The sequence below is a fragment of the Micromonospora sp. SCSIO 07396 genome (assembly GCF_053667945.1).
The window spans coordinates 1,310,533-1,336,781 of sequence record NZ_CM132210.1 but is presented as its reverse complement, the minus strand read 5'-3'; the positions used below and the strand labels follow the sequence as shown (position 1 = coordinate 1,336,781).

The window sequence follows — 26,249 nt, the reverse complement described above, 5'->3', positions numbered from 1 at the left end:
GAGTCACCCGATCGGGATCAACTACGGTGCGTAGGATTCGCGGCGTGAAGCGATCCGTCCGGTTTCCGGTCCCCGCCGCGCTGGCCCGCCTGCTCGATCGCCGCCCGGTCTCGACCACCCTGCTGCGCCGCCTCGCGTACGCCTCGATCGTGGCCAACGTGGCCATCGTGGTGACCGGCGGGGCCGTCCGGCTCACCGCGTCGGGGCTGGGCTGCCCGACCTGGCCCCGGTGCACCGACGCGTCGTACACCACCACGGCCGAGATGGGCGTGCACGGGGTGATCGAGTTCGGCAACCGGCTGCTCACCTTCGCCGTCGGGGCGATCGCGCTGGCCACCCTGCTGGCCGTGCTGGCCCACCGGCCCCGCCGCGCCGGGCTGCGTCCGCTGGCGGTGGCGGTGTTCCTCGGCATCCCCGCGCAGGCCGTGCTCGGCGGGATCACCGTGCTGACCGACCTCAACCCGTGGGTGGTGGGGCTGCACTTCCTCGCCTCGATGGCAGTCATCGCCGCCGCGTACGCCCTCTGGCGGCGGATCGTCGACCCGGACGGGCCGGCGGTGCCGGTGGTGCCCGGACCGCTGCGTACCCTCGCCCGGCTGACCACCGCCGTCAGCGTCGCGGTGCTGGTGGTCGGTACCTGGGTGACCGGCAGCGGGCCGCACGCCGGTGACCACGGGGCGGCCCGCAACGGGCTGGACCCGGAGACGATCTCCCAGGTCCACGCCGACGGGGTGTTCCTGCTGATCGGCCTGTCCGTCGCGCTGGTCCTGGCGTTGCGGGCGGTCGGCGCGGCCGGCCCGGCCCGCGCCGCGCTGGTGCTGGTCGCGGTGGAGCTGGGGCAGGGCCTGATCGGCTTCGTGCAGTACTTCACCCACCTGCCGGGCGTGCTGGTCGCCGCACACATGCTGGGTTCCTGCCTGGTGCTGCTGGCCACCCTGGCGGTGCTCTGGTCGACCCGGGAGCGCCGGCCGGTCGCCGCCGACCCGGCGTCGCCGGCCGAGCAGCAGCGGGTGCCGGCCACCGTCTGAGCGTCACCGGGCCGACCGGGACCGGCCGCTGCTCGGTGCGGGTGGGGCGGCGCGGCAGCTCAGCGACCGCACCGGCCCCGGGGCGGCGCGAGCGCCGGGCCCGGGGCCGGACGGTCAGCGGCGGGCGAGGTGGACCAGCACCGCGTCGGCCAGCCGCTCGGCGGCGCCGTCGGCGTGGCCGAGGAACAGTGACGGCTCGGTCAGCTCCAGCTCGATCAGCACGGGTGCGCCGTCCGGGCCGGGGATCAGGTCCACCCGGGCGTAGAGCAGCCGCCGCGCGCCACCGGGGACCTCGGCCAGCACCCGCCCGGCGACGGCCAACTGCTCCCCGGTGGGGGTACGCGCGTCGATCCGCTCCGGCCGGTACAGCCCCTCGACGCCCAGATCCGGGCCGTCGAGCATGGCGCCCTTACGGATGGCGTGGCTGAACGTCAGGCCGTCCGGGCCGGCCACGAAGAGCAGGGCGGTCTCCCCGGCGGTGTCCACCGCGTCCAGGTACGGCTGGACCATGGCGGTCCGGCCGGCGGCCGTCAGCCGGCGTACGTGCGCCACGGCCAGGTCCCGGTGGGCGGGGTCGGCGGGGTCGTAGCGGCCGGTGTCGAGGCTGCCGGCGCTGACCGTCGGCTTCACCACGTACCGGCCGGGGGTCGGGGGCGGGGCCCAGTCGTCGCCCGGCACGACCCAGGAGGTCGGCACGGTGGGCACCCCGGCGGCGGCGAGTTCCCCGAGGTAGCGCTTGTCGGTGTTCCACCGCACCACGTCGGCGGGGTTGACCAGGGTCGGCACCGACGCGGCCCAGGCGACGAACTCGTCGCGGCGCGGGGCGTAGTCCCAGGGTGAGCGGAGCACCACCAGGTCGTAGCCGGCCCAGTCGACGCGGGGGTCGTCCCAGACGGCCGCCTCGACGGTGACGCCCCGGGCCGCCAGCGGGGCGAGCACGAGCCGGTCGTCGGGGTAGAGGTCGGCGAAACGGGAGCAGGTGACGAGAGCGACCCGGGGTCTCCCCCGGGTCGGCTGGTGGTGGGTCACAGTGTCGTCGGTCGAAGGGCCATCCGGGTCAGCGGGCCATCGTGCGCCGGGCCATCGACCGCCACAGGTCGTTGCTCGGCCGCATCTGGTCCATCAGCTCACGCTCCCAGGCGTTCTCGACGGTGACTCCCGCCTGGGCGCACGCCTCCCGGGCGGTCACGGTGTCCTCGGCGAACTGGTCGCCCCACGCACCGTCGGTGCCGACCAGGACGATCCGGGCACCACGCTTGCCGACGTACTCGATGACCGCCTTCGCGCCGCCGTGGGAGGCCGCGAAGGACCTGATCCCCGCGACCAGCCCGGTGGGGGCCGCTCCGGCGGTCTGCTCGGCCGTCATCGTCGTATCGGAACCTTCTGCCATGACGCGAAGCCTAAGCAGACTTGTGCACCTGCGCGCGAGAATCATGAACTATTTGTGATACCAATTACCCGAGGGTTTATCGGAAGCCCAATGTGCATTGCCCGGCTATGTCCGGATAAGGGTACGCATAACGACCAGGCGGGATCGACCTGATGTGTCCAGCTTGCGGCACTCATCGGACCCGGAATAATCTCATCATCCGGACAGGGGGCCGAACCGGACCGGCGTGTCGCGACCGCCCGCCGGGCGTACTGGGCCCGCCCACCGCCCCCGGGACACCCGGCGGGCGCGGCGGAGGTCAGAGCAGGGCGTCGAGGGCCACCGCGACGAACACGATGGTCAGGTAGGTCGTCGACCAGTGGAACAGCCGCATCGGCTTGACCGGCTCACCCCGGGTCACCCGCCGGCAGAGCTTGTGCGCCTCGACCAGGAAGACCGCGCCCACCACGGCGGTCGGCACCCCGTAGACCGCGCTCATGCCCAGCGGCCACAGCGCCAGCGAGGTCGCCACCGTCAGCCAGGCGAAGATCAGGATCTCGGCGTTGACCCGTCGGGGCGAGGCGACCACCGGCAGCATCGGGATGCCGGCGCGGGCATAGTCGTCCTTGTATTTCATGGCCAACGGGTAGAAGTGCGGCATCTGCCAGAAGAAGACCACCGCGAACAGCACCCAGGCCGCCGGGGCCAGCGACCCGGTCACCGCCGCCCAGCCGATCAGCACCGGCGCCGCCCCGCAGGCCCCGCCCCAGAAGGTGTTCGCCGTCGTGGTGCGCTTGAGCCAGAGCGTGTAGACCAGGTCGTAGTAGACGATCGCGGCCAGCGTCAGCGCGGTGGCCAGCAGGTTGGTGAACGTCGCCATCAGCGCGAGCGACACCGCCGCCAGCACCAGCCCGAAGACCAGGGCGCTGCGGGGCGACACGGTGTGCGCCGGCAGCGGACGCCGCTTGGTGCGCCGCATCAACTGGTCGATGTCCCGGTCGATGTAGCAGTTCAGCACGCTCGCCGCACCGGCGGCCAGGGAACCGCCGACCAGCACCACGGCCATCAGCCACAGCGACGGCAGGCCGCCGTCGGCAAGCATCATCGCCGGCACCGTGGTCACCAGCAGCAGCTCCACGATGCGCGGCTTGGTGAGGGTCACGTACGCCGACACCACCGCCCGGACGTCCCGCCGACGGGCAGTCGGCCGCCCGTCCACCGTGCGCACCGGCGGCTGCCCGGCAGGGTTGCTGACGGGGCGCTCGGTGATCATGCTCACGGATTGCCACCTTCCGGCGTCGGCAGGGGAAGTCGGTTCGGCGGGACCCCGTCGGGGTCCACACACCGCACCACACACTACGCGTCGTCGTTTTCGCTGCCCGGGCGACCCGACAACGGTGCGGGCCGTCACACCTGGCGGACGACCGAACGATCCGGCCGGCCCGCACGTAACTGCCTGCTGAGATCCCCGGGCGGACGTTTAGACCCGCTCGATAGGGTCACCAGTGAGGGTTCCGCCCATCTGCCGAGGAGCACAACCATAGTGGCTGCCAACCGACCCGCACTCAACTGGACCGACCTCGACCGCCGGGCCGTCGACACCGTCCGCGTCCTGGCCATGGATGCCGTGGAGAAATCCGGCAACGGCCACCCCGGCACCGCGATGAGCCTCGCGCCCGCGGCGTACCTGCTGTTCAACCGGGTGATGCGGCACAATCCGGCCGACCCGAACTGGCCCGGCCGGGACCGGTTCGTCCTGTCCGCCGGGCACTCCAGCCTCACGCTCTACATCCAGCTCTTCCTGTCCGGCTACCCGCTGAGCCTGGACGACCTGAAGTCGCTGCGGCAGTGGGGCTCGCTCACCCCGGGCCACCCGGAGCACGGCCACACCCCCGGTGTCGAGACCACCACCGGCCCGCTCGGGCAGGGCCTGGGCAACGCGGTCGGGATGGCGATGGCGGCCCGCCGCGAGCGGGGCCTGTTCGATCCCGAGAGCGAGCCGGGGCAGTCGGTCTTCGACCACCAGATCTGGTGCATCGCCTCCGACGGCGACATCGAGGAGGGCATCAGCCACGAGGCGAGCGCCCTGGCCGGCCACCAGCAGCTGGGCAACCTCACGCTGATCTACGACGACAACGAGATCTCCATCGAGGACGACACCCGCATCGCCAAGAGCGAGGACGTGGCGGCCCGCTACGCGGCGTACGGCTGGCACGTGCAGACCGTCGACTGGCGGGCCGGCGACGCCGACCAGGGCGACTACCACGAGGACGTCGAGGCGCTCTACCAGGCGCTGCTGGCGGCGAAGGCCGAGACCGGCCGGCCCTCGTTCATCGCGCTGCGCACCATCATCGGCTGGCCCGCGCCCAACAAGAAGAACACCGGCAAGATCCACGGCTCGGCGCTCGGCGTCGACGAGGTGAAGGCCACCAAGGAGATCCTCGGCTTCGACCCGCAGCAGACCTTCCAGGTCGACGAGGAGGTGCTCGCGCACGCCCGGGGGGTGCTGACCCGCGGCGGCGAGGACGAGCAGGCGTGGACCGGCGAGTTCGACGGCTGGGCGCAGGCCAACCCGGAGCGCAAGGCGCTCTACGACCGGATCGCCGGCCGGGTGCTGCCGCAGGGCTGGACGGACGCGCTGCCGGTCTTCCCCGCCGACGCCAAGGGCGTGGCCACCCGGGCCGCCTCCGGCAAGGTGCTGGAGGCGCTCGCCCCGGTGCTGCCGGAGCTGTGGGGCGGCTCGGCCGACCTGGCCGAGAGCAACAACACCACCATGAAGGGCGAGCCGTCGTTCATCCCGGCCGCCCACGCCACCAAGGACTTCCCCGGCCACGAGTACGGCCGCACGCTGCACTTCGGCATCCGTGAACACGCCATGGGCGCGATCCTCAACGGCATCGCCCTGCACGGCGGCACCCGCCCGTACGGCGGCACCTTCCTGGTGTTCAGCGACTACATGCGCCCCTCGGTACGGCTCGCCGCCCTGATGAAGCTGCCGGTGACGTACGTCTGGACGCACGACTCGATCGGCCTCGGCGAGGACGGCCCGACCCACCAGCCGGTGGAGCACCTGACCGCGCTGCGTGCCATCCCCGGCCTGGACGTGGTCCGGCCCGCCGACGCCAACGAGACCGCCTGGGCGTGGCGGCAGGCGCTGGAGCACACCGACCGGCCGACCGCGCTGGCGCTGAGCCGGCAGCCGCTGCCCACCCTGGACCGGGAGACCTACGCGGGCGCGGAGGGCACCGCCAAGGGCGGCTACGTGCTGGCCGAGGCGTCGAACGGCAAGCCGCAGGTGATCATCGTGGGCACCGGTTCCGAGGTGCAGCTCTGCCTCACCGCCCGGGAGCGGCTGGAGGCCGACGGCACCCCCACCCGGGTCGTCTCGATGCCCTGCCAGGAGTGGTTCTACGAGCAGGACGAGGCATACCGTGAGTCGGTGCTGCCGCGCGGGGTGCAGGCCCGGGTGAGCGTCGAGGCCGGGATCGGGATGTCCTGGCGGGGCATCGTCGGTGACCTGGGCGAGAGCGTCAGCCTGGAGCACTACGGGGCCAGCGCCCCGCACACCGTGCTGTTCGAGCAGTTCGGCTTCACCCCCGACCGGATCGTCGCCGCCGCGCACGCGGCGCTGACCCGGGTGGGCGACATCACCGGTTTCACGACCGGCAACTGAGGGGAGCGTGGACGACATGACGGACAGACTGGGTGACCTCACCGCCGCCGGAGTGGCGGTCTGGCTCGACGACCTTTCCCGGGTACGACTGAGCTCCGGCGGGCTGGACCGGCTCCGCCGCGAGCAGCACGTGGCCGGGGTGACCACCAACCCGACCATCTTCGCCAAGGCGCTCAGCGACGCCGACGAGTACAACTGGCAGCTCAAGGACCTCGCCACCCGGGGCATCGAGGTCGAAGAGGCCGTCCGGATGCTCACCACCTACGACGTGCGCTGGGCGTGCGACGTGATGCGCCCGTCGTACGACGGCAGCGCCGGGGTCGACGGGCGGGTCTCCATCGAGGTCGACCCCCGGGTCGCCCACGACACGGACAAGACGGTCGCCGAGGCCAAGGCGCTGTGGTGGCTGGTGGACCGGCCGAACCTGTACATCAAGATCCCGGCGACCGAGGAGGGGCTGGCGGCGATCACCGCGACCCTGGCCGAGGGGATCAGCGTCAACGTCACGCTGATCTTCGGGCTGGACCGCTACTCGGCGGTGATGGAGGCCTTCCTCGCCGGCCTGGAGCAGGCGAAGGCCAACGGCCACGACCTGTCCACCATCGGTTCGGTGGCCTCGTTCTTCGTCTCCCGGGTCGACTCCGAGATCGACAAGCAGCTCGACAAGATCGGCTCCGAGGAGGCCAAGGCGCTGCGCGGCAAGGCCGCCGTGGCCAACGCCCAGCTCGCCTACGAGCGCTACACCGAGGTGTTCTCCTCCGACCGGTGGCAGGCCCTGGCCGACGCCGGCGCCCACCCGCAGCGCCCGCTGTGGGCGTCCACCTCGACCAAGAACCCGGACTACCGCGACGTGATCTACGTCGAGGAGCTGATCGCGCCGGGCACCGTCAACACCATGCCGGAGTCGGTCGTGACGGCGTACGCCGAGCACGGCGAGACCCGGGGCGACACCATCACCGGCTCCTACGCCGCCGCCCGGCAGGTCTTCGCCGACCTGGCCGCCGTCGGCATCGACATGGACGACGTGATCGCCACCCTGGAGCGCGAGGGCGTGGAGAAGTTCGAGGCGAGCTGGAGCGAGCTGCTCGACGGCGTCCGCACGTCGCTGGCCGCCGCGGCGCAGGGTGCCGACGCCCCGAACGAGGCCGCCAAGGGCAACGCCGAGGCGGCCCGGCGGGCCGGCGGGAACGCGTGACGAACGGCGTCGGACGCGTCGCGGGGCCGGTCCCCGCGACGCCCCACGCCGCCGGCACCCCGACGGGGTGCCGAGGGTGAGTGACCTGTTGACCGGCCCGGCCGATGCCGCCGCCGGTCCCGCGGTGCACGGGGCGGACGCGGTCGCATCGACCGCGCCCGCCGCCGTACGGGCCGTTCCGCATCCGCGGGGCGGCCCGGTGGCGTCGGCCGGCCGACCCGGGCCGGTGCCACCGCCGCACCTGACCGACGGGCCGGCCGGGCCGGCCCGGCTGCTGGATGCGATCGGACGATGGCGGGCGTGACGATGGACGACATGGACCACACGGAGCGAGGAGGCGGCGTGAATCCGCTGCGCGACGCGCAGGACCGACGACTCCCCCGGATCCCGGAGCCGTGCGCCCTGGTGATCTTCGGGGTGACCGGTGACCTGGCGCGCAAGAAGCTGCTGCCGGCGGTTTACGACCTGGCCAACCGGGGGCTGCTGCCCCCCGGTTTCGTGGTGCTGGGCTTCGCCCGCCGCGACTGGGGCGACGGCGAATTCGAGGCGCTGGCCCACGAGTCGGCCAAGCAGCACGCCCGGACACCGTGGCGCGAGGAGGTGTGGGGCCGACTGGCCGGCAACATCAAGTTCGTCGGTGGCTCGTTCGACGACGACGCCGCCTTCGACAAGCTCGCCGCGACGCTCAACCAGCTGCGCGACAGCCACGGCATCCACGGCAACGCCGCGTTCTACTTCTCGATCCCCCCGACGGCCTTCCCGGTGGTGCTCAAGCAACTGGCCCGCACCGGGATGGCCGACAACGAGAAGTGCGGCGGCTGGCGACGGGTGGTGGTGGAGAAGCCGTTCGGCAACGACCTGCCCTCGGCGAAGGAACTCAACGACCTGGTCGACGACGTGTTCACCAGTCAGGACGTCTTCCGGATCGACCACTACCTCGGCAAGGAGACGGTCCAGAACATCCTCGCCCTGCGGTTCGCCAACAACCTGTTCGAGCCGCTGTGGAACTCCAAGTACGTCGACTCGGTGCAGATCACCATGGCCGAGGACGTCGGCATCGGCACCCGGGCCGGCTTCTACGACTCGGTCGGCACCGCCCGCGACGTGCTCCAGAACCACCTGCTCCAACTGCTCGCCCTGGTCGCCATGGAGGAGCCCACCAGCTTCGACGCCGACGAGATCCGGGCCGAGAAGCTCAAGGTGCTCAAGGCGATCACCCTGCCCAGGGACGTGGCCCGGGGCACCGTACGCGGCCAGTACCTGCCCGGCTGGGTGGGTGGCCAGCGGGCCGTCGGCTACCTCGACGAGGAGGGCGTACCCGCCGACTCGAACACCGAGACGTACGTCGCCGTGGAGCTGGGCATCCAGAACCGGCGCTGGGCGGGGGTGCCGTTCTACATCCGGGCGGGCAAGCGGCTGCCCCGGCGGGTCACCGAGGTCGCCATCATGTTCAAGAAGGCGCCGCACCTGCCGTTCAACGCCGCCGACATGGAGTCCCTCGGCCCCAACCAACTCGTCATCCGGGTGCAGCCGGACGAGGGCGTGGTGCTCAAGTTCGGTTCCAAGGTGCCGGGCACCACGATGGAGGTCCGCGACATCGCGATGGACTTCCAATACGGCGAGGCGTTCACCGAGTCCAGCCCCGAGGCGTACGAGCGGCTGGTGCTGGACGTGCTGATCGGCGACCGGACGCTCTTCCCGGACGCCGCCGAGGTGGAGCAGAGCTGGGCGGTGGTGGACCCGCTGGAGCACGCCTGGGAGGGCACCAAGCCGGAACCGTACCGCTCCGGCGAGTGGGGTCCCCGGGCCGCCGACGAGATGCTGGCCCGCGAGGGCCGCGCCTGGCGGCGGGCGTGAACGGGCACGAAGGAAACAGGCACAGCGGGCGGACCGGGAGGCACCAGTGATCGGGCTGTGGGACACCACCGGCAACGAGGTGGTCAAGGCGCTCGCCGCCGAACGGCGCAGCGCGGGCGGGGTGGCCAGCGGGATGGCGCTCACCCTGATCGTCGTGGTCGACGAGAAGCGGGTCCGCGAGGCGGAGGCGGCGGCCACCATCGCCGCCGCCGCCCATCCGTGCCGGCTGCTGGTCGTCGTGCGCGCCGACGTGGAGCGGGAACGCAACCGGTTGGACGCGGAGATCGTCGTCGGCGGCCGGTTGGGCCCGTGCGAGGCGGTGGTGACCCGGATGTACGGCCGGCTCGCCCTGCACGCCGAGTCGGTGGTGATGCCGCTGCTGGTGCCGGACGTGCCGGTGGTCACCTGGTGGCACGGCGAACCACCGGCGGAGATCGCCACCGACTTCCTCGGGGTGGTCGCCGACCGGCGGATCACCGACTCCGCGCAGGCCGCCGACCCGATCGAGGCGCTGCGGGAACGGGCCCGGGACTACGCCCCCGGCGACACCGACCTGGCGTGGACCCGGATCACCCCGTGGCGCACGCTGGTCGCCGGGGCGTTCGACACCACCGAGGCGCGGGTCACCGAGGCGACCGTGGTGGCCCCGCGCCGGGACCCGACGGCGGCGCTCATGCGGGGTTGGCTGGCCGCCCGGCTCGGCATCGACCCGCAGTGGCAGCACACCGACGACCACCCGAGGATGCGTCAGGTGCAGCTGCGCTGCGAAAACGGCGACGAGCTGACGCTGACCCGGGACGACAGCCTGGCGACGTTCCGGCGTACCGGCCAGGACGACCGGGTGCTGCCGTTGGTGCGTCGGCCGCTCGGCGACGAGCTGGCCGAGGAGCTGCGCCGGCTCGACACCGACCAGGTGTACGCCGAGGCGTTGGGCGCGGCGGCCGGCCTGTCCGGCCTGGAGCAGCGGCCAGCGCAGCGGGTGCACGTCTGGAAGGACCCGGCCACCGCACGGCGGGCTGAGGCGGGCGTCAGCGCGCACGCCGACACCAGCACGGCATCCTGACCGTACGCCGGTGGGCGGTCCTTCCGGGCCGCCCACCGGCCGTTGCGGTGCCGGCCCGCCCCGGCGGCGGCCCGGCACGACGAGATCCCCGGTGACACCGGCACCCGGCGGGCCTACCGGTTTCCGCCACGACGAGCAGGACCGCGTCGCGCGGTCAGGAAAGGCCAACATGAGTGAGGCGAGTGTCGCCGTGCACGCCGACGCCGACCTGCTGGCGCAGGCGGTGGCGGCCCGGCTGGTGGTGAAGCTGCTCGACGCGCAGGCGGAGCGGGGTGCGGCGTCGATCGTGCTGACCGGGGGCCGGATCGCCGCCGCGGTCTACCGGGCGGTGGGCGCGCTACCCGCCCACGACGCCGTCGACTGGTCCCGGGTGGACGTCTGGTGGGGTGACGAGCGTTTCCTGCCGGCGGGCGACCCGGAACGCAACGAGACGCAGGCCCGCGCCGCGCTGCTGGACGCGATGCCGCTGGACCCGGCCCGGGTGCACCCGATGCCGGCCACCGACGGCCCCACCGGCGACGACCCGGAGGCAGGCGCCGCCGCGTACGCCGGGGAGCTGGCGCGGGCCGCCCGGCCCGGCCATGCCGCGCTGCCCCACTTCGACGTGCTGATGCTGGGCGTCGGTGAGGACGGGCACGTGGCGTCGGTCTTCCCCGAGCACCCGGTGCACCACGACACCCGGCCGGTCAGCGCGGTGCGGGGCAGCCCGAAGCCGCCGCCGGTGCGGACCACCCTCACCCTGCCGGCGATCAACACCGCCGAGGAGGTCTGGCTGGTCGCCAGCGGGGCCGACAAGGCGCGGGCGGTGGGGATGGCGCTGGCCGGGGCCGGCCCGAAGCAGCTACCGGCGGCCGGGGCGCAGGGCGTCTCGCGGACCCTCTGGCTGCTCGACCGGGCGGCGGCGGCCGACGTGCCGGCCCGGCTGCGCAGCCTGCGCTGAGCGCTGGGCGGTCCGGCCGCGAGCCGGGTCAGCTCACGTCACCGCTGCCGGGGTGTCCGCTCCCGGCCGCAGCGTCGCCGCCGCGGCGGTCACTCCCGGCCGCGGCGGCGGCGCAGCGCGGCCAGCGCCTCGGCCAGCAGCGCCTCCCCCTCCTCCGGGGTACGCCGTTCCTTCACGTACGCCAGGTGGGTCTTGTAGGGCTCGGGACGGGTACGTCCCGGCGGGTTCTGCGCGTCCTGGCCGGCGGGCAGGCCGCAGCGCGGACAGTCCCAGACGGCCGGCTGCTCGGCGTCCAACGCCAACCGGATCTCGGTGGCGTGGTCGTTGCGGCACCAGTAGGTGACCGCGCGGCGGGGAGCCGGCTCGTACCGTTCGGTGGGGCGTTCCGGCCCCGAGCCGATGCGGGAACCACGGATGACGTTGCCACTGGGCACACTCGCTCCTGTCGTCGGAGGGGACCACCGCCTGAGGCGGGCGGTGGACGACGTGGCGGAGAAAAAAACTGCGCGCGGTCCGTGACGGACCGCGCGCAGATTGTACGACCTGATCGAGTCGCTCAGGACCCGCTGTTGAGCTGGAGCCGGAGCCAGAGGCCGAGCCCGATGATGCAGGCGAACCAGACGATGCTCACCAGGACGGTGTAGCGGTCCAGGTTCTTCTCGGCCACCGACGAGCCGGCCAGGCTGGAGCTGACCCCACCGCCGAACATGCTCGACAGCCCGCCGCCCTTACCCCGGTGCAGCAGGATGAGCATGGTGAGCAGAACGCTCGTGATGACCAGCAACACGATCAACGTGTATGCGAACCAGATCGGCATGGCTGGGGTCAGTCCTCTCGTTACGATCCTCGCCCGGACAGATCGGGCACGGCGGCACCGACCGGTGGACGGGCGGAGTCAAGAATAGCGAGCGATCAGGCGACCGTGTGCTCCGGGAAGCGGCAGATCTTCGCGAACTCCTCGGCGTCGAGGCTGGCCCCGCCCACCAGCGCCCCGTCCACGTCCGGCTGGGACATGATCGATGCGACGTTGGACGACTTCACCGAGCCGCCGTAGAGGATCCGGACCTGGTCGGCGGTGCCCTGGTCGTAGGTCTCGACCAGCCGCTTGCGGACCTCCCCGCAGACCTCCTGGGCGTCCTCGGGGGTGGCCGTCTTGCCGGTGCCGATCGCCCAGACCGGCTCGTACGCGACCACGACCTTGGTGACCTGCTCGGCGGTGAGCCCCTTGAGGGCGCCGTCGAGCTGGTCGCAGCAGTGCGGGACGTGCCGCAACTGCTCGCGGATCTCCAGGCCCTCACCGATGCAGAGGATCGGGGTGAGCCCGTTGGCCAGCGCGGCGGCCACCTTCGCGTTGACGATCGCGTCGTCCTCGTAGTGGTACTGCCGCCGCTCCGAGTGCCCGACCGTGACGTAGCTGCAGCCCAGCTTGGCCAGCATCGCCCCGGAGATGTCCCCGGTGTACGCGCCGGACTGGTACGGCGAGAGGTCCTGCCCGCCGTAGCCGATGAGCAGCTTGTCGCCGTCCACCGCGGTCTGCACGGTGCGCAGGTCGGTGAAGGGCGGCAGGACCACCGTCTCGACGGCGGTGAGCTGCTGCTCGGTGAGGCTCGCGGCCAGCTTCTGCACCAGCAGGTTGGCTTCGAGGTGGTTGAGGTTCATCTTCCAGTTGCCGGCCATCAGCGGCCGGCGGGTGACGCTCGCCATCAGTTCTCCAGGGCCGCGATGCCGGGGAGGGTCTTGCCCTCCAGGTACTCCAGGGAGGCGCCGCCACCGGTGGAGATGTGCCCGAACGACGACTCGTCCAGCCCGAGCGCCCGCACGGCCGCAGCGGAGTCCCCGCCACCGACCACGGTGAACGCGTCGGTCTTGGTGATCGCCTCGGCCACCCCCCGGGTGCCGTTCGCGAACGCCGGCATCTCGAACACGCCCATCGGGCCGTTCCAGAAGACCGTCTTCGCGCCGGACAGCGCGGCGGTGAAGCCGGCCACCGTCTCCGGGCCGATGTCCAGGCCGAGCCGGTGGCTGGGGATGCCGTCGGCGGGCACCGTGTCGTGCGCGGCGTCCGGGGCGAAGGCGTCGGCCGCCACCACGTCGACCGGGAGCAGGATCTTGCCGTCGGCGCGGGCCAGGAGGTTGCCGCAGGTCTCGACCATCTCCTCCTCCAGCAGCGAGGTGCCCACCTCGTGACCCTGGGCCTTGAGGAAGGTGAAGCACATCCCGCCGCCGATGAGCAGCCGGTCGACAGTCGGCAGCAGCGCCTCGATGACCGCCAGCTTGTCGGAGACCTTGGAACCGCCGAGCACCACCACGTAGGGGCGCTCCGGCTCGCCGGTCAGCCGGGACAGCACCTCCACCTCACGCAGCACCAGCCGGCCGGCGACGTGCGGCAGCCGGGCCGGTACGTCGTGGACGCTGGCGTGCTTGCGGTGCACCGCGCCGAACGCGTCGTCCACGTACGCCTCGCCGAACGCGGCGAGCTGGTCGGCGAAGGTGCCCCGCTCGGTGTCGTCCTTGCTGGTCTCCCCCTTGTTGAAACGGAGGTTCTCCAGCAGGGCCAGCTGGCCGTCGGCCAGCGCGTCCACGGTGGCGCGGGCGGACTCGCCGACGGTGTCGGTGGCGAAGTGCACGGGCGCGTCGAGCAGCTCACCGAGCCGCCCGGCGACCGGGCGGAGGCTGTATTGCGGGTCCGGGGCACCCTTCGGGCGACCCAGGTGCGAGCAGACCACGACCTTCGCCCCGGCCTGCACGAGCGCGCCCAGGGTGGGCAGGACGGCCCGGATGCGGCCGTCGTCGGTGATCTCCCCGGTCTGCTTGTCGAGCGGGACGTTCAGGTCGGCGCGCACCAGCACGCGCCGACCCGACACCCCCTCGGCGAGCAGGTCGTCGAGGTTGCGGATGCTCACAGCGAGGAACCCACCAGCTTGACCAGGTCGACGAGCCGGTTGGAGTAGCCCCACTCGTTGTCGTACCAGCCGACGACCTTGACCTGGTTGCCGATGACCTTGGTCAGCGGCGCGTCGAAGATGCACGACGCCGGGTCGGTGACGATGTCGGCGGAGACGATCGGGTCCTCGTTGTAGACCAGGATGCCCTTGAACGGGCCGTCCGCGGCGGCCTTGATCGCGGCGTTGACCTCGTCCACGCTGGTCTCCCGGCCGACCTCGACGGTCAGGTCGGTGGCCGAGCCGGTCGGGATCGGCACCCGCAGCGCGTAACCGTCCAGCTTGCCCTTGAGCACCGGCAGCACCAGCCCGATCGCCTTGGCGGCACCGGTCGAGGTGGGGACGATGTTCAGCGCGGCGGCGCGGGCCCGACGCAGGTCCTTGTGCGGCGCGTCCTGGAGGTTCTGGTCCTGGGTGTACGCGTGGATCGTGGTCATCAGGCCCTTCTCGATACCGAAGGTGTCCTGGAGGACCTTCGCCATCGGGGCCAGGCAGTTCGTGGTGCACGACGCGTTGGAGATGATGGTGTGCTTGGCCGGGTCGTACTGGTCGTGGTTGACGCCCATGACGACCGTGACGTCCTCGTTCTTCGCCGGAGCGGAGATGATGACCTTCTTGGCCCCGCCGTCGATGTGCGCCTTGGCCTTGGTGCCGTCGGTGAAGAAACCGGTGGACTCGATGACGACGTCCGCGCCGGCGTCGCCCCACGCCAGCTTCGACGGGTCCTTCTCGGCGAACGCCTTGATGGTCTTGCCACCGACGGTGATCTCGTCGGCGGTGGCCTTGACCTCGTGCGGCAGGCGACCGAGGATGCTGTCGTACTTGAGCAGGTGGGCGAGCGTCGCGTTGTCGGTCAGGTCGTTCACGGCGACGACCTCGATGTCGGCGCCGGACGCCAGCACGGCCCGGAAGAAGTTACGGCCGATGCGGCCGAAGCCGTTGATGCCAACCCGGATGGTCACAGGTCCCATCTCCTCGCGTTCTGGTCCGCCGACGTCAGAACCGGGCCGGCGGAGGTGTGTGCGCCGGCCGGTGAGCCGGCCGTTGACGATTCGTCTCGGCCACCCCGCCACGGTCTGGGAGGACCTGACCGCCCGAGGCGGCGTGCACGGCGAGGAGTGCCTGTGCCGGCCCCCTTGCCGTACCCATCGACCCTATCCGAGCGTGCCCCGCCGCCATGCGGCGGGTGGTGACCCCGTCGGGTCGACGGCACGGCACGCCCCACCCACCCGACCCGGGGCACGTCACGCCCGCCGGCCCGTGCCTCGCACGCGCCTGCGGGATGGCGGCCCACCGTCCTATCAGACCACGAGCATGTCGGGCGTGACGGCCGCTTCGGTATCCGGGATGCCCAGGTCACGGGCACGTTTGTCGGCGAGCGCCAGCAGCCGGCGGATCCGGCCGGCGATCGCGTCCTTGGTCAACGGCGGGTCGGCCAGCGCGCCCAACTCCTCCAGCGACGCCTGCCGGTGCTCCAGCCGGAGCTGACCGGCCGAGGTGAGGTGGTTCGGGGCGTCGTCGGCGAGGATCTCCAGCGCCCGGGTGACCCGGGCGGCGGCGGCCACCGCGGCCCGCGCCGAGCGGCGCAGGTTGGCGTCGTCGAAGTTCGCCAGCCGGTTGGCGGTGGCCCGCACCTCGCGGCGGACCCGACGCTCCTCCCAGGCCAGCACGCTGGAGTGCGCGCCGATCCGGGTGAGCAGCGCGGCGATCGCGTCACCGTCCTTGACCACCACCCGGTCCACCCCGCGCACCTCCCGGTTCTTGGCGGTGATGCCGATCCGACGGGCCGCGCCGACCAGGGCCAACGCCGACTCCGGGCCGGGGCAGGTGATCTCCAGCGCGCTGGAGCGGCCCGGCTCGGTCAGCGAGCCGTGCGCCATGAACGCGCCCCGCCAGGCCGACACCGCGCAGCACACGTTCGCCGCCACCACGTGTGGCGGCAGCCCGCGTACCGGGCGGCCCCGGACGTCGAGCAGGCCGGTCTGCCGGGCCAGCGCCTCGCCGTCCTTGACCACCCGGACGATGAAGTGGCTGCCCTTGCGCAGCCCACCCGAGGCGAGCACGTGGATCTCGCTGGGATAGCCGTACACCTCGGCGATCTCCCGGCGCAGCCGGCGGGCCACCGCCCCGGTGTCCAGCTCGGCCTCCACCACCACCCGACCGGAGACGATGTGCAGCCCACCGGCGAAGCGCAGCAGCGCGGCCATCTCCGCCCGCCGGCAGCAGGGCTTGGGCACGTCGACCCGGCTCAGCTCGTCCTTGACCGCAGCCGTCATCGCCATTGTGCGCCCCCTCACGGACCGGTACCGGCGTGTCGCCGGTGATTACGTACGTGCTTAACGATCGGCGCCCAGGACAGGCACCAGTGCCGCAGCCAGGGCGGCCGGATCGTGGCGGGGTGTGCCGTCGTCGACGGCGACCGGGGCGAGGACCAACCGGGCACCCAGCGATTCTGCCGCACGCCCGACCGGTTCGGGATCACCCACCGCCTTGGAGTCGGCCACCACGTAGTCCACGGTGAGCTGCGGGAGGTACCAGCGCAGGGCCGCCAGGTGGTCGGCCACCGACAGACCCAGGGTCTCCTGCTCGGCCGCCAGGTTGAGGGTGACCAGCCGCCGGGCCGGGCTGGTCACGATCGCCTCGGCCAGCCCCGGCACCAGCAGGTGCGGCAGGACGCTGGTGTACCAGCTCCCCGGACCGAAGATCAACCAGTCCGCCCCGCCGACCGCGGCCACCGCCTCCGCGCAGGCCACCGGGGCGTCCGGGGTGATCCGCAGCGCCTCCACCGTGCCGGTGGTCACCGCCACCTGGTGCTGGCCGCGCACGGTGCGCACCTCGTCGGGGCGGGTCGGGTCCACCCCGCGAACCTGGGCCTCGATGTCCACCGGTTCGGCGGACATCGGCAGCACCCGGCCGACCGCGCCGAGCATCGCCCCGGCGTGCGCGAGCGCGGCCACCGGGTCGCCGAGCTGCTCCATCAGGCCGCAGAGCACCAGGTTGCCCACCGCGTGACCGGCCAGCCCGTCGCGGGGGTCGCCGGCGAACCGGTGCTGGAACAGCCCGGCGCTGCGGCGGGTGGCCGGATGGTCGCCGGCCAGCGCCACCAGGGCCTGCCGCAGGTCCCCCGGGGGCAGGCCGCCCCGCTCGGCGCGCAGCCGGCCGCTGGAGCCGCCGTCGTCGCCGACGGTGACCACCGCGGTGATGTCCAGTTCGAGTTCCCCGGCGCAGTGCCGCAGTGCCCGCAGCGAGGCGGACAGACCGTGCCCCCCGCCGAAGGCGACCACCGACATCGCCGTCATTCCCGCCCCAGGTCCCGGTGCTGCGCGTTGGCGGCCAATCCCGACTGGCGCAGCCGCTCGGCCAACTCCTCGGCGATCGCCACACTGCGGTGCTTGCCGCCGGTGCAGCCGACGGCGACCGTCAGGTACCGCTTGCCCTCGCGTTCGAACCCGGCGGTGGTGGCGTTGACCAGGTCGGCGTACGAGGCGACGAAGGCGTCCGCGCCCTCCTGGCCGAGCACGTACGCGCTGACCGCCGCCTCCCGCCCGGTGTGCTCCCGCAGCTCGGGCACCCAGTACGGGTTCGGCAGGAACCGGGCGTCGAGCACGAAATCGGCGTCCGGCGGCAGGCCGTACTTGAAGCCGAAGGAGAGCACGGTGAGCCGCAGCCGACGGGCGTCCTCCCCGCCGAACAGCTCCTCGACCCGGCGACGGAGCTGGTTGACGTTGAGGTGGCTGGTGTCGATGATCACATCGGCCTGGTCCCGGGCCTCCTCCAGCAGCTCCCGCTCGACGGCGATCCCGTCGGCCAGTCGCCCCTCACCCTGCAACGGGTGCGAGCGGCGGACGCTCTCGAACCGCCTGATCAGCACCTCGTCGTCGGCGTCGACGAAGACCACCCGGGGCGAGAAACCGCGTTCCTTGAGCTCCCGGATCGCCCCGGCCAGGTCGGTGGAGAAGGCCCGCGACCGCACGTCCAGCACCATCGCGGTACGCCGGGCCGCCCCGCCGGCCTTCATCGCCAGCTCGGCCATGTCCAGCATCAGCGCCTGCGGCAGGTTGTCCACCACGTAGTAGCCGACGTTCTCCAGGGCGCGGGCGACGGTGCTACGGCCACCGCCGGACAGGCCGGTGACCACCACCAGCGTGGTGTCCGACTCCGCCGTGCCGCCCTCGACGTACCCGCCGGTTGTCCGCGCCTCGACCATCCCACCGCTCCCGCTTCGTGGCGGCGGGCCCCGGAGGGCCGCGTACCGCACAGGGTCAGTCGACGACTCTATCCCGGCGGGCGGCGTCGATCCCGGCATGCCCGGCGGCGGGTTGCCGGCGGGGTCGGCCCGGCGTTCGACAGGCGTCCGGAGCATTGCCTGGCGCAGAGCGGTATGCCTGTCCGTCATATTTATGACGGACAGGCATACCGCTCGACGGGAGAAGTGCCGGCGCCTCCGCACCGCGCCGGTCGCGGCCCGATCGCCCTAGTTGCCGTCCGGTTCGGTGGCGGTGAGGGGCGCGGGCTGGCCGGCCTGCGCCCGTAGCGCGCCCTCCCACACCGGGTCCGTGGCCGCCCACTCGGCGACCAGCGCCGCCAGCCGGCGAGCGGGCAGACCACGCGCGAGTACGGTCAGCTCCGCGACCCGGGGGTCGACCGCCGGATCCGCCTGCGGGGTGGCCGTCGACGACCACGCGAGGCCGTCGGCCAGGGCAGCGGCGGTGAGGGCCACCGCGTGCGCACACAGGTCGGTTTCGGTGGTGCAGTCACACTCGGCGGTGAAGCCGTCCGCCGTGACCCCCACCCAGACCTCGTACGGCGGCCGACCCACCTCGTGGACCAACCCGGATGCTCCGCCGCCGACCGGGACGACCTCCGCCGGTTGGCCGGAGGCCGTCAGCCTGTCCGCCGCTGCGCAGGCCTCGACCCCGGCCGCGTCCCGGAGTGCGTCGATATCGATGCGTACCGCCATCCGGCCATCCAACCGCACGGCGTCGGGGCCCTCGACAGCAGGTCGGCGACCCTACGGGGTCAACCGCGCAGGCGGTGCCGCAGGCCACCGAGGAACGACGACCAGGCGTCCCGGCCGAAGTGGAGCACCGGCCCGCCCTGGTCCTTGGAGTCCCGCACCGCCAACCCACCGGACACCTCAGCCACCTCGACACAGTTCGAACCGCTCGCGCTGCTCCGGCTACTCCTCCGCCACCCGGTCGCGTGAAGATCCGCAGCGGTCATTGGTCAGGCCCCTCTGTCCGAGTCAGTATTCGTCGGCCACCCGGGCCAGGAAACCGGCCGACTCGTCAGGGCCGAGCGCCTTGGCCATGAGGTGGTCGAACATGAGTCTATATCGGGCGACGTGCCGATCCTCCTCCAGCAGCAGCGTGCTGGAGTCGTTGTCGAGATAGACGACCGTGGGGTCCAGGGCTGGATCGGCATACCCGAGAAGGGTGAAGGGGCCACCCATCGCTGCGTGCGCACCAGCGGCAAAGGGCAGGATCTGGATCTCGACGGTGGGCAGCTCACACGCCTCAATCAGTCGAGCGAGTTGCGCTCGCATCACCACTGGGCCGCCCACGACGCGACGGATGGCCGCCTCGTCGAGGACCATCCACAGTCTCGGCGGCATGTCTCGGGAGAGCAGTACCTTGCGGCCCAGGCGGGCTGCCACCCGTCGGTCGATCTCATCCTGGTCGGCGGTGCTGCGTCCGGCCCGCACGATCGCCCGGACGTACTCCTCCGTCTGCAACAGGCCCGGCACGTAGAGGCTCTCGAAGGTGCTGATCGAGGTCGCCTCGGCCTCGAAGCCGACGTAGTCATCCGGCAGCACGTCGCCGTACGCGCTCCACCAGCCCTTCTGGCGTGCCTGCCGGAGCAATCCGGTCAGCGACTCCCGCTCCTGCTCGGAGACCTCGTAGAGGTCGAGCAGGGGCGGAAGATCCTTCGGCATGACCCGGGAGTGCCCGAGCTCGAAACGGATGACCTTGGTGCGGTGCCAGCCCAGGACCTTCGCCACCTCCTCCGCGGTGCGGCCGGTGCGGTCCCGCAGACGACGCAACTCACGCCGCAGGCGACGGGCTCTGATCGTGGGACTCGGCACCTGTGCCATCGCCAGCATCACCTCCACCATGAGTAGTCGATTCTTGTCTGCGGGTGACACAAAATCAACCACCTGTCTAGGAAAATGTGATGTTGCATTTTTGGTTGTAAGACCTCAATCTGGGTGTCTACTACGGAGAGGAACGCCCTGGTGACCGAGAATCAACCGACGCAGGGGAAACCGGCCGAATTCCAGGATGACCTGGCCGCCATCCTCGACGGGGCCGACGTGTCCGAGCGGGTCCGGGCCGCCATCGCCCATGCACTGACCACGCCGGACGCCGTCACCTCGTACGACAACTCGTTGGTCGGTCGGTATGCGACCGAGCGCGAGCGGCAGGCGGGCCGCAACAGACCGCCCAGCTCGGCCTACCGGCCTCCCCGCCGGTGGACGCTGCATCTGACCTACCAGGCTGCCGACCTGCGGGAGGCCCGGGAGCAGGCGGTCGTCTACACCGAGGGGCTCACCATCCTGCGCCCCGAGCTGCCGGCGAGCGCCGCGCTGCTGTCCCGGGCGGACGGCTGGAACCACGTCGAGCCGGTGTTCTGCGGCCGGATCGGCCCCGACAACGAGGTCTGCATGGACATCACCGGCCATCCCGGCTTCCACAGCGCCGCCGGCATCGGCGGCCTCTGCTGGGGTGACGGGGACAGCTCCGGGTGACGGCCCGCCGTGCCGGACACCCGCCGGCTCCGGCGGGGACGTGGGTGCCGTGGGAAGCGGTGCGGGTCGGGGCGGGTCCGGGGGCGTCGTGGACGGCGGTGTCGGGGCCGGCTCGTAGACTCTCCGGATGGCCTCCCCCACCGAGCTGCGTGCCTCCGACGCCCTCGACGTGCTCCGCCGGGTCTTCGGCTACGACGCCTTCCGGGGCTTCCAGCAGGAGGTCATCGACCACGTGGTGGCCGGCGGGGACGCCCTGGTGCTGATGCCCACAGGTGGCGGCAAGTCGCTGTGCTACCAGGTCCCGGCGCTGGTGCGCGACGGCGTCGCGGTGGTCGTCTCCCCGCTGATCGCCCTCATGCAGGACCAGGTCGACGCGTTGACGGCGGTCGGCGTCCGCGCCGGCTTCCTCAACTCGACGCAGGACTACGCGGCCCGGCGCGCGGTCGAGCAGGCGTTCGTCGCCGGTGAGCTGGACCTGCTCTACCTCGCCCCGGAGGCGCTGGGCACCCGGGGCGTGCAGCAGTTGCTCGACCGGGGCCGGATCGGTCTGTTCGCCATCGACGAGGCGCACTGCGTGTCCCAGTGGGGGCACGACTTCCGCCCCGACTACCTGGCCCTGTCGATGCTGCACGAACGGTGGCCGGCGGTGCCCCGGATCGCGTTGACCGCGACCGCCACCAGCGCCACCCGGGCCGAGATCGCCACCCGGCTCCAGCTCACCGAGGCGAAGCACTTCGTGGCGAGCTTCGACCGGCCCAACATCCAGTACCGGATCGTGCCCAAGAAGGAACCGCGCAAGCAGCTGCTGGCCCTGCTGCGCGACGAGCACCCGGGCGACGCCGGCATCGTCTATTGCCTGTCCCGCGCCTCGGTGGACAAGACCGCCGAGTTCCTGGTCGCCAACGGGATCGCCGCGCTGCCCTACCACGCCGGCCTGGACGCGGGCACCCGTGCCGCCAACCAGCAGCGGTTCCTGCGTGAGGACGGCCTGGTCATGGTCGCCACGATCGCCTTCGGGATGGGCATCGACAAGCCGGACGTCCGGTTCGTGGCCCACCTCGACCTGCCCAAGTCGGTGGAGGGCTACTACCAGGAGACCGGCCGGGCCGGCCGGGACGGGCTGCCGTCGACCGCCTGGCTCGCCTACGGCCTCCAGGACGTGGTGCAGCAGCGCAAGATGATCGAGACGTCGGACGGCGACCTGGCCCACCGGCGCAACCTCGCCACCCACCTCGACGCCATGCTGGCGCTCTGCGAGACGGTCCGCTGCCGCCGGGTGCAACTGCTCGAATACTTCGGCCAGCCCGGCACCGCCGACTGCGGCAACTGCGACACCTGCCTGACCCCGCCGGAGACCTGGGACGGCACGGTGGCCGCGCAGAAGCTGCTGTCCACCGTCTACCGGCTCGACCGGGAACGCAACCAGCGCTTCGGTGCCGGGCACTGCGTCGACATCCTGCTCGGCAAGCAGAACGACAAGATCAGCCAGTACGGCCACGACGCGCTGAGCACCTTCGGCATCGGCACCGAGCTGCGCGAGGCGGAGTGGCGCGGGGTGGTGCGGCAACTGCTCGCCGAGGGGCTGTTGGCGGTCGAGGGCGACTACGGCACGCTGGCGCTCACCGAGGCCAGCACGGAGGTGCTGGGGCGCCGCCGCACCGTGACCATGCGCCGGGAGCCGGAGAAGGTCGCCTCGGCCCGGTCGGCGAAGCCACGTGGCGCGGCCACCGTGGTCGCCGAGCTGTCCCCGGCGGCCGGGTCGCTGTTCGAGCGGCTGCGGGCCTGGCGGGGAGCCACCGCCAAGGAACAGGGTGTCCCCGCGTACGTGATCTTCCACGACGCGACGTTGCGGCAGATCGCCACCGACGTCCCCACCTCGCTGGCCGAGCTGTCGAGGATCAGCGGCGTCGGCGAGAACAAGCTCGCCAAGTACGGCGATTCCCTCCTCGCCGTCCTCGCCGACCAGCCCTGACCGCCGTCAGTCGGTCGGGGTGGGGGCGGTGGTCTTCGGGTCACCGTCGAGGGCGGCGAGGATCGCCTCGGCGGTGCGCCGGCCCACCCCGGGCACCTCGACGATCTCCTCGACGGTGGCGGCGGAGAGCCGTTTGAGCGAGCCGAAGTGGTGCAGCAGCGCCTTGCGGCGTACCTCGCCCAGCCCGGGGACGGTGTCCAGGGCTGATTCGGTCATCCGCTTGGAGCGCCGCTGCCGGTGGAAGGTGATGGCGAACCGGTGCGCCTCGTCGCGGACGCGTTGCAGCAGGTAGAGCCCCTCGGAGGTGCGCGGCAGGATGACAGGGTAGTCGTCGTCGGGGAGCCAGACCTCCTCCAGCCGCTTGGCCAGCCCGCACAGCGCCACGTCGTCGATGCCCAGCTCGGCCAGGGCCTGGGCCGCCGCCGCCACCTGCGGGGCGCCACCGTCGACCACCACCAGCTGCGGCGGGTAGGCGAACTTACGCGGCCGGCCGGTGGTCGGGTCGATGCCGGGGCGGTCGGGATCGGACGCGGTCTCCTCGCCCAGCTCGCCGGTCTCGGCGCGGGCGTCGAGGTAGCGGGCGAAGCGGCGACGCAGCACCTCGGACATCGCCGACAGGTCGTCGGTGGCGCCCCGGACGATGAACCGGCGGTACTCGCTCTTGCGGGGCAGCCCGTCCTCGAAGACGATCATGCTGGCCACCACGTCGGTGCCCTGGATCTGGGAGACGTCGAAGCACTCGATGCGCAGCGGCGAGGTACGCATGCCGAGCGCCTCGCTGATCTCGTCGAGCGCCTTGCTGCGGGTGGTCAGGTCGCCGGCCCGCTTGAGCTTGTGCCGGGCCAGCGCGTCCTTCGCGTTGCGGCCCACCGTCTCCAGCAGGGTCTTCTTGTCGCCGCGCTGGGGCACCCGCAGCGACACCCGGCTGCCCCGGCGGGCGCTGAGCCAGTCGGCGAGCGCCTCGGCGTCGCCCGGCAGCTCGGGGACGAGCAACTCCCGGGGGACGTCGGCCTCGCCCTGCTCGCCGCCGTAGACCTGGGTGCAGAAGTGGTGCACCAGGTCGCCGGTGGTCAGCTCCTCGGTCTTCTCCACCACCCAGCCGCGCTGGCCGCGTACCCGGCCGTCGCGGACGTGGAAGACCTGCACGGCGGCTTCGAGGGGGTCGTCGGCGAAGGCGACCACGTCGGCGTCGGTGCCGTCGCCGAGCACCACTGTCTGCTTCTCCATGGCCCGACGCAGGGCGGCCACGTCGTCGCGCAGCCGGGCCGCCCGCTCGAACTCCAACTGCTCGCTGGCCTCGGTCATCTCGCGTTCGAGGCGACGCACCATGGTGTCGGTGCGGCCGGCCATGAACTCGCAGAAGTTGTCGACGATCGCCCGGTGCGCCTCGGCGGAGACGGTGCCGACGCAGGGCGCGGAGCACTTGCCGATGTAGCCGAGCAGGCAGGGCCGGCCGACCTGCCCGGCCCGCTTGAACACCCCGGCGGAGCAGGTGCGGGCGGGGAAGACCCGCAGCAACAGGTCGAGCGTCTCGCGGATCGCCCAGGCGTGCGAGTACGGCCCGAAGTACCGCACGCCCTTACGCTTCGCGCCCCGCATGACCTGCAACCGCGGGTATTCCTCGTCGAGGGTCACCGCCAGGTACGGATACGACTTGTCGTCGCGGTACCTGACGTTGAACCGGGGGTCGTACTGCTTGATCCAGGTGTATTCGAGCTGGAGCGCCTCGACCTCGGTGCCGACGGTGACCCAGTCGACCGACTCGGCCGTGGTGACCATCTGCCGGGTGCGCTCGTGCAGCCCCCACGGGTCGGCGAAGTAGGAGTTGAGCCTGCTGCGCAGGCTCTTGGCCTTGCCGACGTAGATCACCCGGCCGGTGCCGTCGCGGAACCGGTAGACCCCGGGGGACTCGGGGATCGTGCCGGTCGCGGGGCGGTAGGTCGAGGGATCAGCCACGGCACCGAGACTATCCGTTGCCCCCGACACTCCAGATCACGCCGAGCTGGTCGACCTCGGTGCCGCTGCGGCCGAAGAAGCCGGCCAGCCGGCCCCCCTCGGGTGCGGTGAAGGTGACCGCCGCCGAGGTGGGCGTACCGGCGGTGAGGGTGCGGCCCTGGTCGGTGCTGAGCCGGGCCGAGAAGATCCTGGTCCGGCCGTCCTTCTGCCCCTGGGTGAGGGTGACCTGGGTGATCCGCTCGCCGGGGGCCAGGGTGAGGCTGCTCTCCGTCCCGCCGGTGCCGCCGTGGCGCAGCTGGCCGCCGTCGGCGAGGTCGACGCCGACGGCGTCGAGCCGGGAGCCGCCGCGCAGGGTGACCCGGGTGACCGCCGGGCCGACCCGGTCGGCGTCGGTGAACGGGGTGCCGTGCGGGCCGCCCCAGGTGTCGCTGGCCCGCAGCGTCGGGTCGAGGGTCCAGTCGAACCAGGCGGCGTGCGGATAGTGGTCGGACAGCGGGCCGCCGGTCGGGGTGAGGAACCGGGCGTGCTCGTTGTGGTAGCGGTTCAGGGTGAGGTTGACCAGCCTGTTGCCCCGGTAGAGGATCTTGTCGACCACCTCGCAGGCGTCGGTCACGTTCGCCTCGTCGCAGACCAGCGCCGGATCACCGGCGGCCGGCGGCTGGCCGCCCCGCTCCTGCTGCACCCAGACGTCGGTGAGGCCGTTGGCCGCCACCAGGTCGCGGATGTTGTCACCGGTACGGGTGTAGCGGACGTTCAGGTCCCCCATCAGCACCACCGCGTTGCCTGCCGAGTTGGCGGCGACGTACGCGGAGAGCTGGCTGAGGTTGGACCGCCGGGCGGCCAGGTCGGCGTCGGTGGTGCCGGCGTTGGGGTGGGCGTTGTAGAAGTCGACGTAGACGCCCTCGGCGAGCCGGATGCGGCTGGCGGTGAAGCCCTTCGGGGTCAGGCAGTCGGTGCCGTTGCAGGAGTTCCACTTCACCCGGGCGAAGTCGCTGTAGGGGTAGTTCGACAGCGTGTTGAGGCCGCTGCCGAACGGCACGCCTCCGCTGGTGGGCGTCCGGTACGGGTGCTGGTCGGTGGCGTACAGGTCGGCGTGGTAGTTGAAGTCCTCCTGGACGTGCACGATGTCGTACCCGCCGAGCCGTTCGCCGATCGGCCGGGTGTTGGTCGCCGGGTCGCCGCTGGACAGGATGTCCGGCAGGCCGGCGACGTTGTAGGTGAGCACGGAGAAGGCCCCCGAAGTGGGGGCGGCGGCGGTCCCGGCAGGGGCGGGGGCGGCCGACGCGGCGGCCGGCCCGGACGGGGTGAGCGCGACCGCGAGCAGCGTCGCGGACGCGAGCAGACGGACGACCTTCATCGACAATCCAATCTGGAGCGGGGGTCGAAGGCTATCCACGCGCATCGACCGGCCCGGTACCACCCGGCGAAGATCCGGCGGCCGTGCGATGGACGTCTTCCGATATCGACGGACGGAGATTACCATCCGGTAACCGAATGTTATTCACG

25 protein-coding genes are annotated in these 26,249 nt (G+C 72.2%); 9 read left to right on the top strand and 16 right to left on the bottom strand.

Annotated features, from left to right (window positions below; genetic code table 11):
- Nucleotides 1-44: 44 nt before the first annotated feature.
- The gene (locus ACWCHM_RS05995; protein ID WP_454221693.1) at nucleotides 45-1,028 is read left to right on the top strand and encodes a COX15/CtaA family protein; all 984 of its coding nucleotides are present in this window, start codon (nucleotides 45-47) and stop codon (nucleotides 1,026-1,028) included.
- Between the two features lie 114 nt (nucleotides 1,029-1,142).
- Here ACWCHM_RS05995 and ACWCHM_RS05990 read toward each other — a convergent pair whose 3' ends face one another.
- The 3 genes from ACWCHM_RS05990 to ACWCHM_RS05980 all read right to left on the bottom strand — a co-directional run bounded on the left by ACWCHM_RS05990 (nucleotide 1,143) and on the right by ACWCHM_RS05980 (nucleotide 3,676).
- On the bottom strand, nucleotides 1,143-2,057 hold the full coding sequence (locus ACWCHM_RS05990; RefSeq protein WP_454221692.1) for an ATP-grasp domain-containing protein: 915 nt from the start codon (nucleotides 2,055-2,057) through the stop codon (nucleotides 1,143-1,145).
- Nucleotides 2,058-2,085: 28 nt separating this feature from the next.
- A complete protein-coding gene (locus ACWCHM_RS05985) occupies nucleotides 2,086-2,418 on the bottom strand; it encodes a hypothetical protein (RefSeq protein ID WP_204959142.1) in 333 nt (110 codons plus the stop codon).
- Nucleotides 2,419-2,716: 298 nt separating this feature from the next.
- Nucleotides 2,717-3,676, bottom strand: a complete 960-nt coding sequence (locus ACWCHM_RS05980; RefSeq protein WP_454221691.1) for a heme o synthase — start codon at nucleotides 3,674-3,676, stop codon at nucleotides 2,717-2,719.
- Between the two features lie 264 nt (nucleotides 3,677-3,940).
- Between ACWCHM_RS05980 and tkt the strand changes: the two genes are divergently transcribed.
- From tkt to pgl, 6 genes are all read left to right on the top strand, one after another.
- On the top strand, nucleotides 3,941-6,070 hold the full coding sequence (tkt, locus tag ACWCHM_RS05975) for a transketolase (RefSeq protein WP_204959144.1): 2,130 nt from the start codon (nucleotides 3,941-3,943) through the stop codon (nucleotides 6,068-6,070).
- Between the two features lie 16 nt (nucleotides 6,071-6,086).
- A complete protein-coding gene (gene tal / locus ACWCHM_RS05970; RefSeq protein WP_204959145.1) occupies nucleotides 6,087-7,265 on the top strand; it encodes a transaldolase in 1,179 nt (392 codons plus the stop codon).
- Nucleotides 7,266-7,341: 76 nt separating this feature from the next.
- Nucleotides 7,342-7,569 carry a hypothetical protein gene (locus tag ACWCHM_RS05965; RefSeq protein ID WP_421487842.1) on the top strand — a complete coding sequence of 76 codons (228 nt, stop codon included), beginning with the start codon at nucleotides 7,342-7,344 and terminating at the stop codon, nucleotides 7,567-7,569.
- Nucleotides 7,570-7,580: 11 nt separating this feature from the next.
- A complete protein-coding gene (gene zwf, locus ACWCHM_RS05960) occupies nucleotides 7,581-9,122 on the top strand; it encodes a glucose-6-phosphate dehydrogenase (protein WP_454223024.1) in 1,542 nt (513 codons plus the stop codon).
- A gap of 46 nt (nucleotides 9,123-9,168) precedes the next feature.
- A complete protein-coding gene (locus tag ACWCHM_RS05955; RefSeq protein WP_281895794.1) occupies nucleotides 9,169-10,185 on the top strand; it encodes a glucose-6-phosphate dehydrogenase assembly protein OpcA in 1,017 nt (338 codons plus the stop codon).
- Between the two features lie 169 nt (nucleotides 10,186-10,354).
- Nucleotides 10,355-11,125 carry a 6-phosphogluconolactonase gene (pgl, locus tag ACWCHM_RS05950; RefSeq protein WP_454221690.1) on the top strand — a complete coding sequence of 257 codons (771 nt, stop codon included), beginning with the start codon at nucleotides 10,355-10,357 and terminating at the stop codon, nucleotides 11,123-11,125.
- An 89-nt stretch (nucleotides 11,126-11,214) separates the two neighbouring features.
- Here pgl and ACWCHM_RS05945 read toward each other — a convergent pair whose 3' ends face one another.
- The 11 genes from ACWCHM_RS05945 to ACWCHM_RS05895 all read right to left on the bottom strand — a co-directional run bounded on the left by ACWCHM_RS05945 (nucleotide 11,215) and on the right by ACWCHM_RS05895 (nucleotide 20,161).
- Nucleotides 11,215-11,559 (bottom strand): RNA polymerase-binding protein RbpA, encoded by a 345-nt coding sequence (locus ACWCHM_RS05945; RefSeq protein ID WP_204926087.1) that lies wholly within the window; start codon nucleotides 11,557-11,559, stop codon nucleotides 11,215-11,217.
- Between the two features lie 122 nt (nucleotides 11,560-11,681).
- On the bottom strand, nucleotides 11,682-11,942 hold the full coding sequence (secG, locus tag ACWCHM_RS05940) for a preprotein translocase subunit SecG (protein WP_204959149.1): 261 nt from the start codon (nucleotides 11,940-11,942) through the stop codon (nucleotides 11,682-11,684).
- A gap of 95 nt (nucleotides 11,943-12,037) precedes the next feature.
- The gene (gene tpiA / locus ACWCHM_RS05935) at nucleotides 12,038-12,829 is read right to left on the bottom strand and encodes a triose-phosphate isomerase (protein WP_454221689.1); all 792 of its coding nucleotides are present in this window, start codon (nucleotides 12,827-12,829) and stop codon (nucleotides 12,038-12,040) included.
- Complete coding sequence (locus ACWCHM_RS05930) at nucleotides 12,829-14,028, bottom strand: phosphoglycerate kinase (RefSeq protein ID WP_454221688.1); 1,200 nt, start codon at nucleotides 14,026-14,028, stop codon at nucleotides 12,829-12,831. Before ACWCHM_RS05930 ends, tpiA begins: the two co-directional genes overlap by 1 nt.
- Nucleotides 14,025-15,029, bottom strand: coding sequence for a type I glyceraldehyde-3-phosphate dehydrogenase (gene gap, locus ACWCHM_RS05925; protein ID WP_454221687.1), 1,005 nt, complete (start codon nucleotides 15,027-15,029; stop codon nucleotides 14,025-14,027). The genes ACWCHM_RS05930 and gap overlap by 4 nt, the downstream gene beginning before the upstream one ends.
- 339 nt (nucleotides 15,030-15,368) lie before the next feature.
- Entirely contained in the window at nucleotides 15,369-16,349 is a 981-nt protein-coding gene (gene whiA / locus ACWCHM_RS05920; RefSeq protein ID WP_067304387.1) for a DNA-binding protein WhiA, read from the bottom strand.
- Between the two features lie 54 nt (nucleotides 16,350-16,403).
- Entirely contained in the window at nucleotides 16,404-17,366 is a 963-nt protein-coding gene (locus ACWCHM_RS05915) for a gluconeogenesis factor YvcK family protein (RefSeq protein ID WP_281895784.1), read from the bottom strand.
- Nucleotides 17,363-18,274, bottom strand: coding sequence for an RNase adapter RapZ (gene rapZ, locus ACWCHM_RS05910; RefSeq protein WP_204959154.1), 912 nt, complete (start codon nucleotides 18,272-18,274; stop codon nucleotides 17,363-17,365). Before rapZ ends, ACWCHM_RS05915 begins: the two co-directional genes overlap by 4 nt.
- Nucleotides 18,275-18,541: 267 nt before the next feature.
- Nucleotides 18,542-19,027 carry a hypothetical protein gene (locus ACWCHM_RS05905; RefSeq protein WP_454221686.1) on the bottom strand — a complete coding sequence of 162 codons (486 nt, stop codon included), beginning with the start codon at nucleotides 19,025-19,027 and terminating at the stop codon, nucleotides 18,542-18,544.
- A gap of 59 nt (nucleotides 19,028-19,086) precedes the next feature.
- Nucleotides 19,087-19,290 (bottom strand): DUF397 domain-containing protein, encoded by a 204-nt coding sequence (locus tag ACWCHM_RS05900; protein ID WP_281895781.1) that lies wholly within the window; start codon nucleotides 19,288-19,290, stop codon nucleotides 19,087-19,089.
- Nucleotides 19,291-19,312: 22 nt separating this feature from the next.
- Nucleotides 19,313-20,161 (bottom strand): DUF5753 domain-containing protein, encoded by an 849-nt coding sequence (locus ACWCHM_RS05895; protein ID WP_454223023.1) that lies wholly within the window; start codon nucleotides 20,159-20,161, stop codon nucleotides 19,313-19,315.
- Nucleotides 20,162-20,302: 141 nt separating this feature from the next.
- Between ACWCHM_RS05895 and ACWCHM_RS05890 the strand changes: the two genes are divergently transcribed.
- Both ACWCHM_RS05890 and recQ read left to right on the top strand, forming a co-directional pair.
- The gene (locus tag ACWCHM_RS05890; RefSeq protein WP_454221685.1) at nucleotides 20,303-20,815 is read left to right on the top strand and encodes a hypothetical protein; all 513 of its coding nucleotides are present in this window, start codon (nucleotides 20,303-20,305) and stop codon (nucleotides 20,813-20,815) included.
- Between the two features lie 127 nt (nucleotides 20,816-20,942).
- Nucleotides 20,943-22,787 (top strand): DNA helicase RecQ, encoded by a 1,845-nt coding sequence (gene recQ / locus ACWCHM_RS05885; RefSeq protein ID WP_454221684.1) that lies wholly within the window; start codon nucleotides 20,943-20,945, stop codon nucleotides 22,785-22,787.
- Between the two features lie 6 nt (nucleotides 22,788-22,793).
- Here recQ and uvrC read toward each other — a convergent pair whose 3' ends face one another.
- Entirely contained in the window at nucleotides 22,794-24,743 is a 1,950-nt protein-coding gene (uvrC, locus tag ACWCHM_RS05880; RefSeq protein WP_454221683.1) for an excinuclease ABC subunit UvrC, read from the bottom strand.
- A gap of 10 nt (nucleotides 24,744-24,753) precedes the next feature.
- On the bottom strand, nucleotides 24,754-26,100 hold the full coding sequence (locus ACWCHM_RS05875; protein ID WP_454221682.1) for a jacalin-like lectin: 1,347 nt from the start codon (nucleotides 26,098-26,100) through the stop codon (nucleotides 24,754-24,756).
- Between the last annotated feature and the right edge of the window lie 149 nt (nucleotides 26,101-26,249).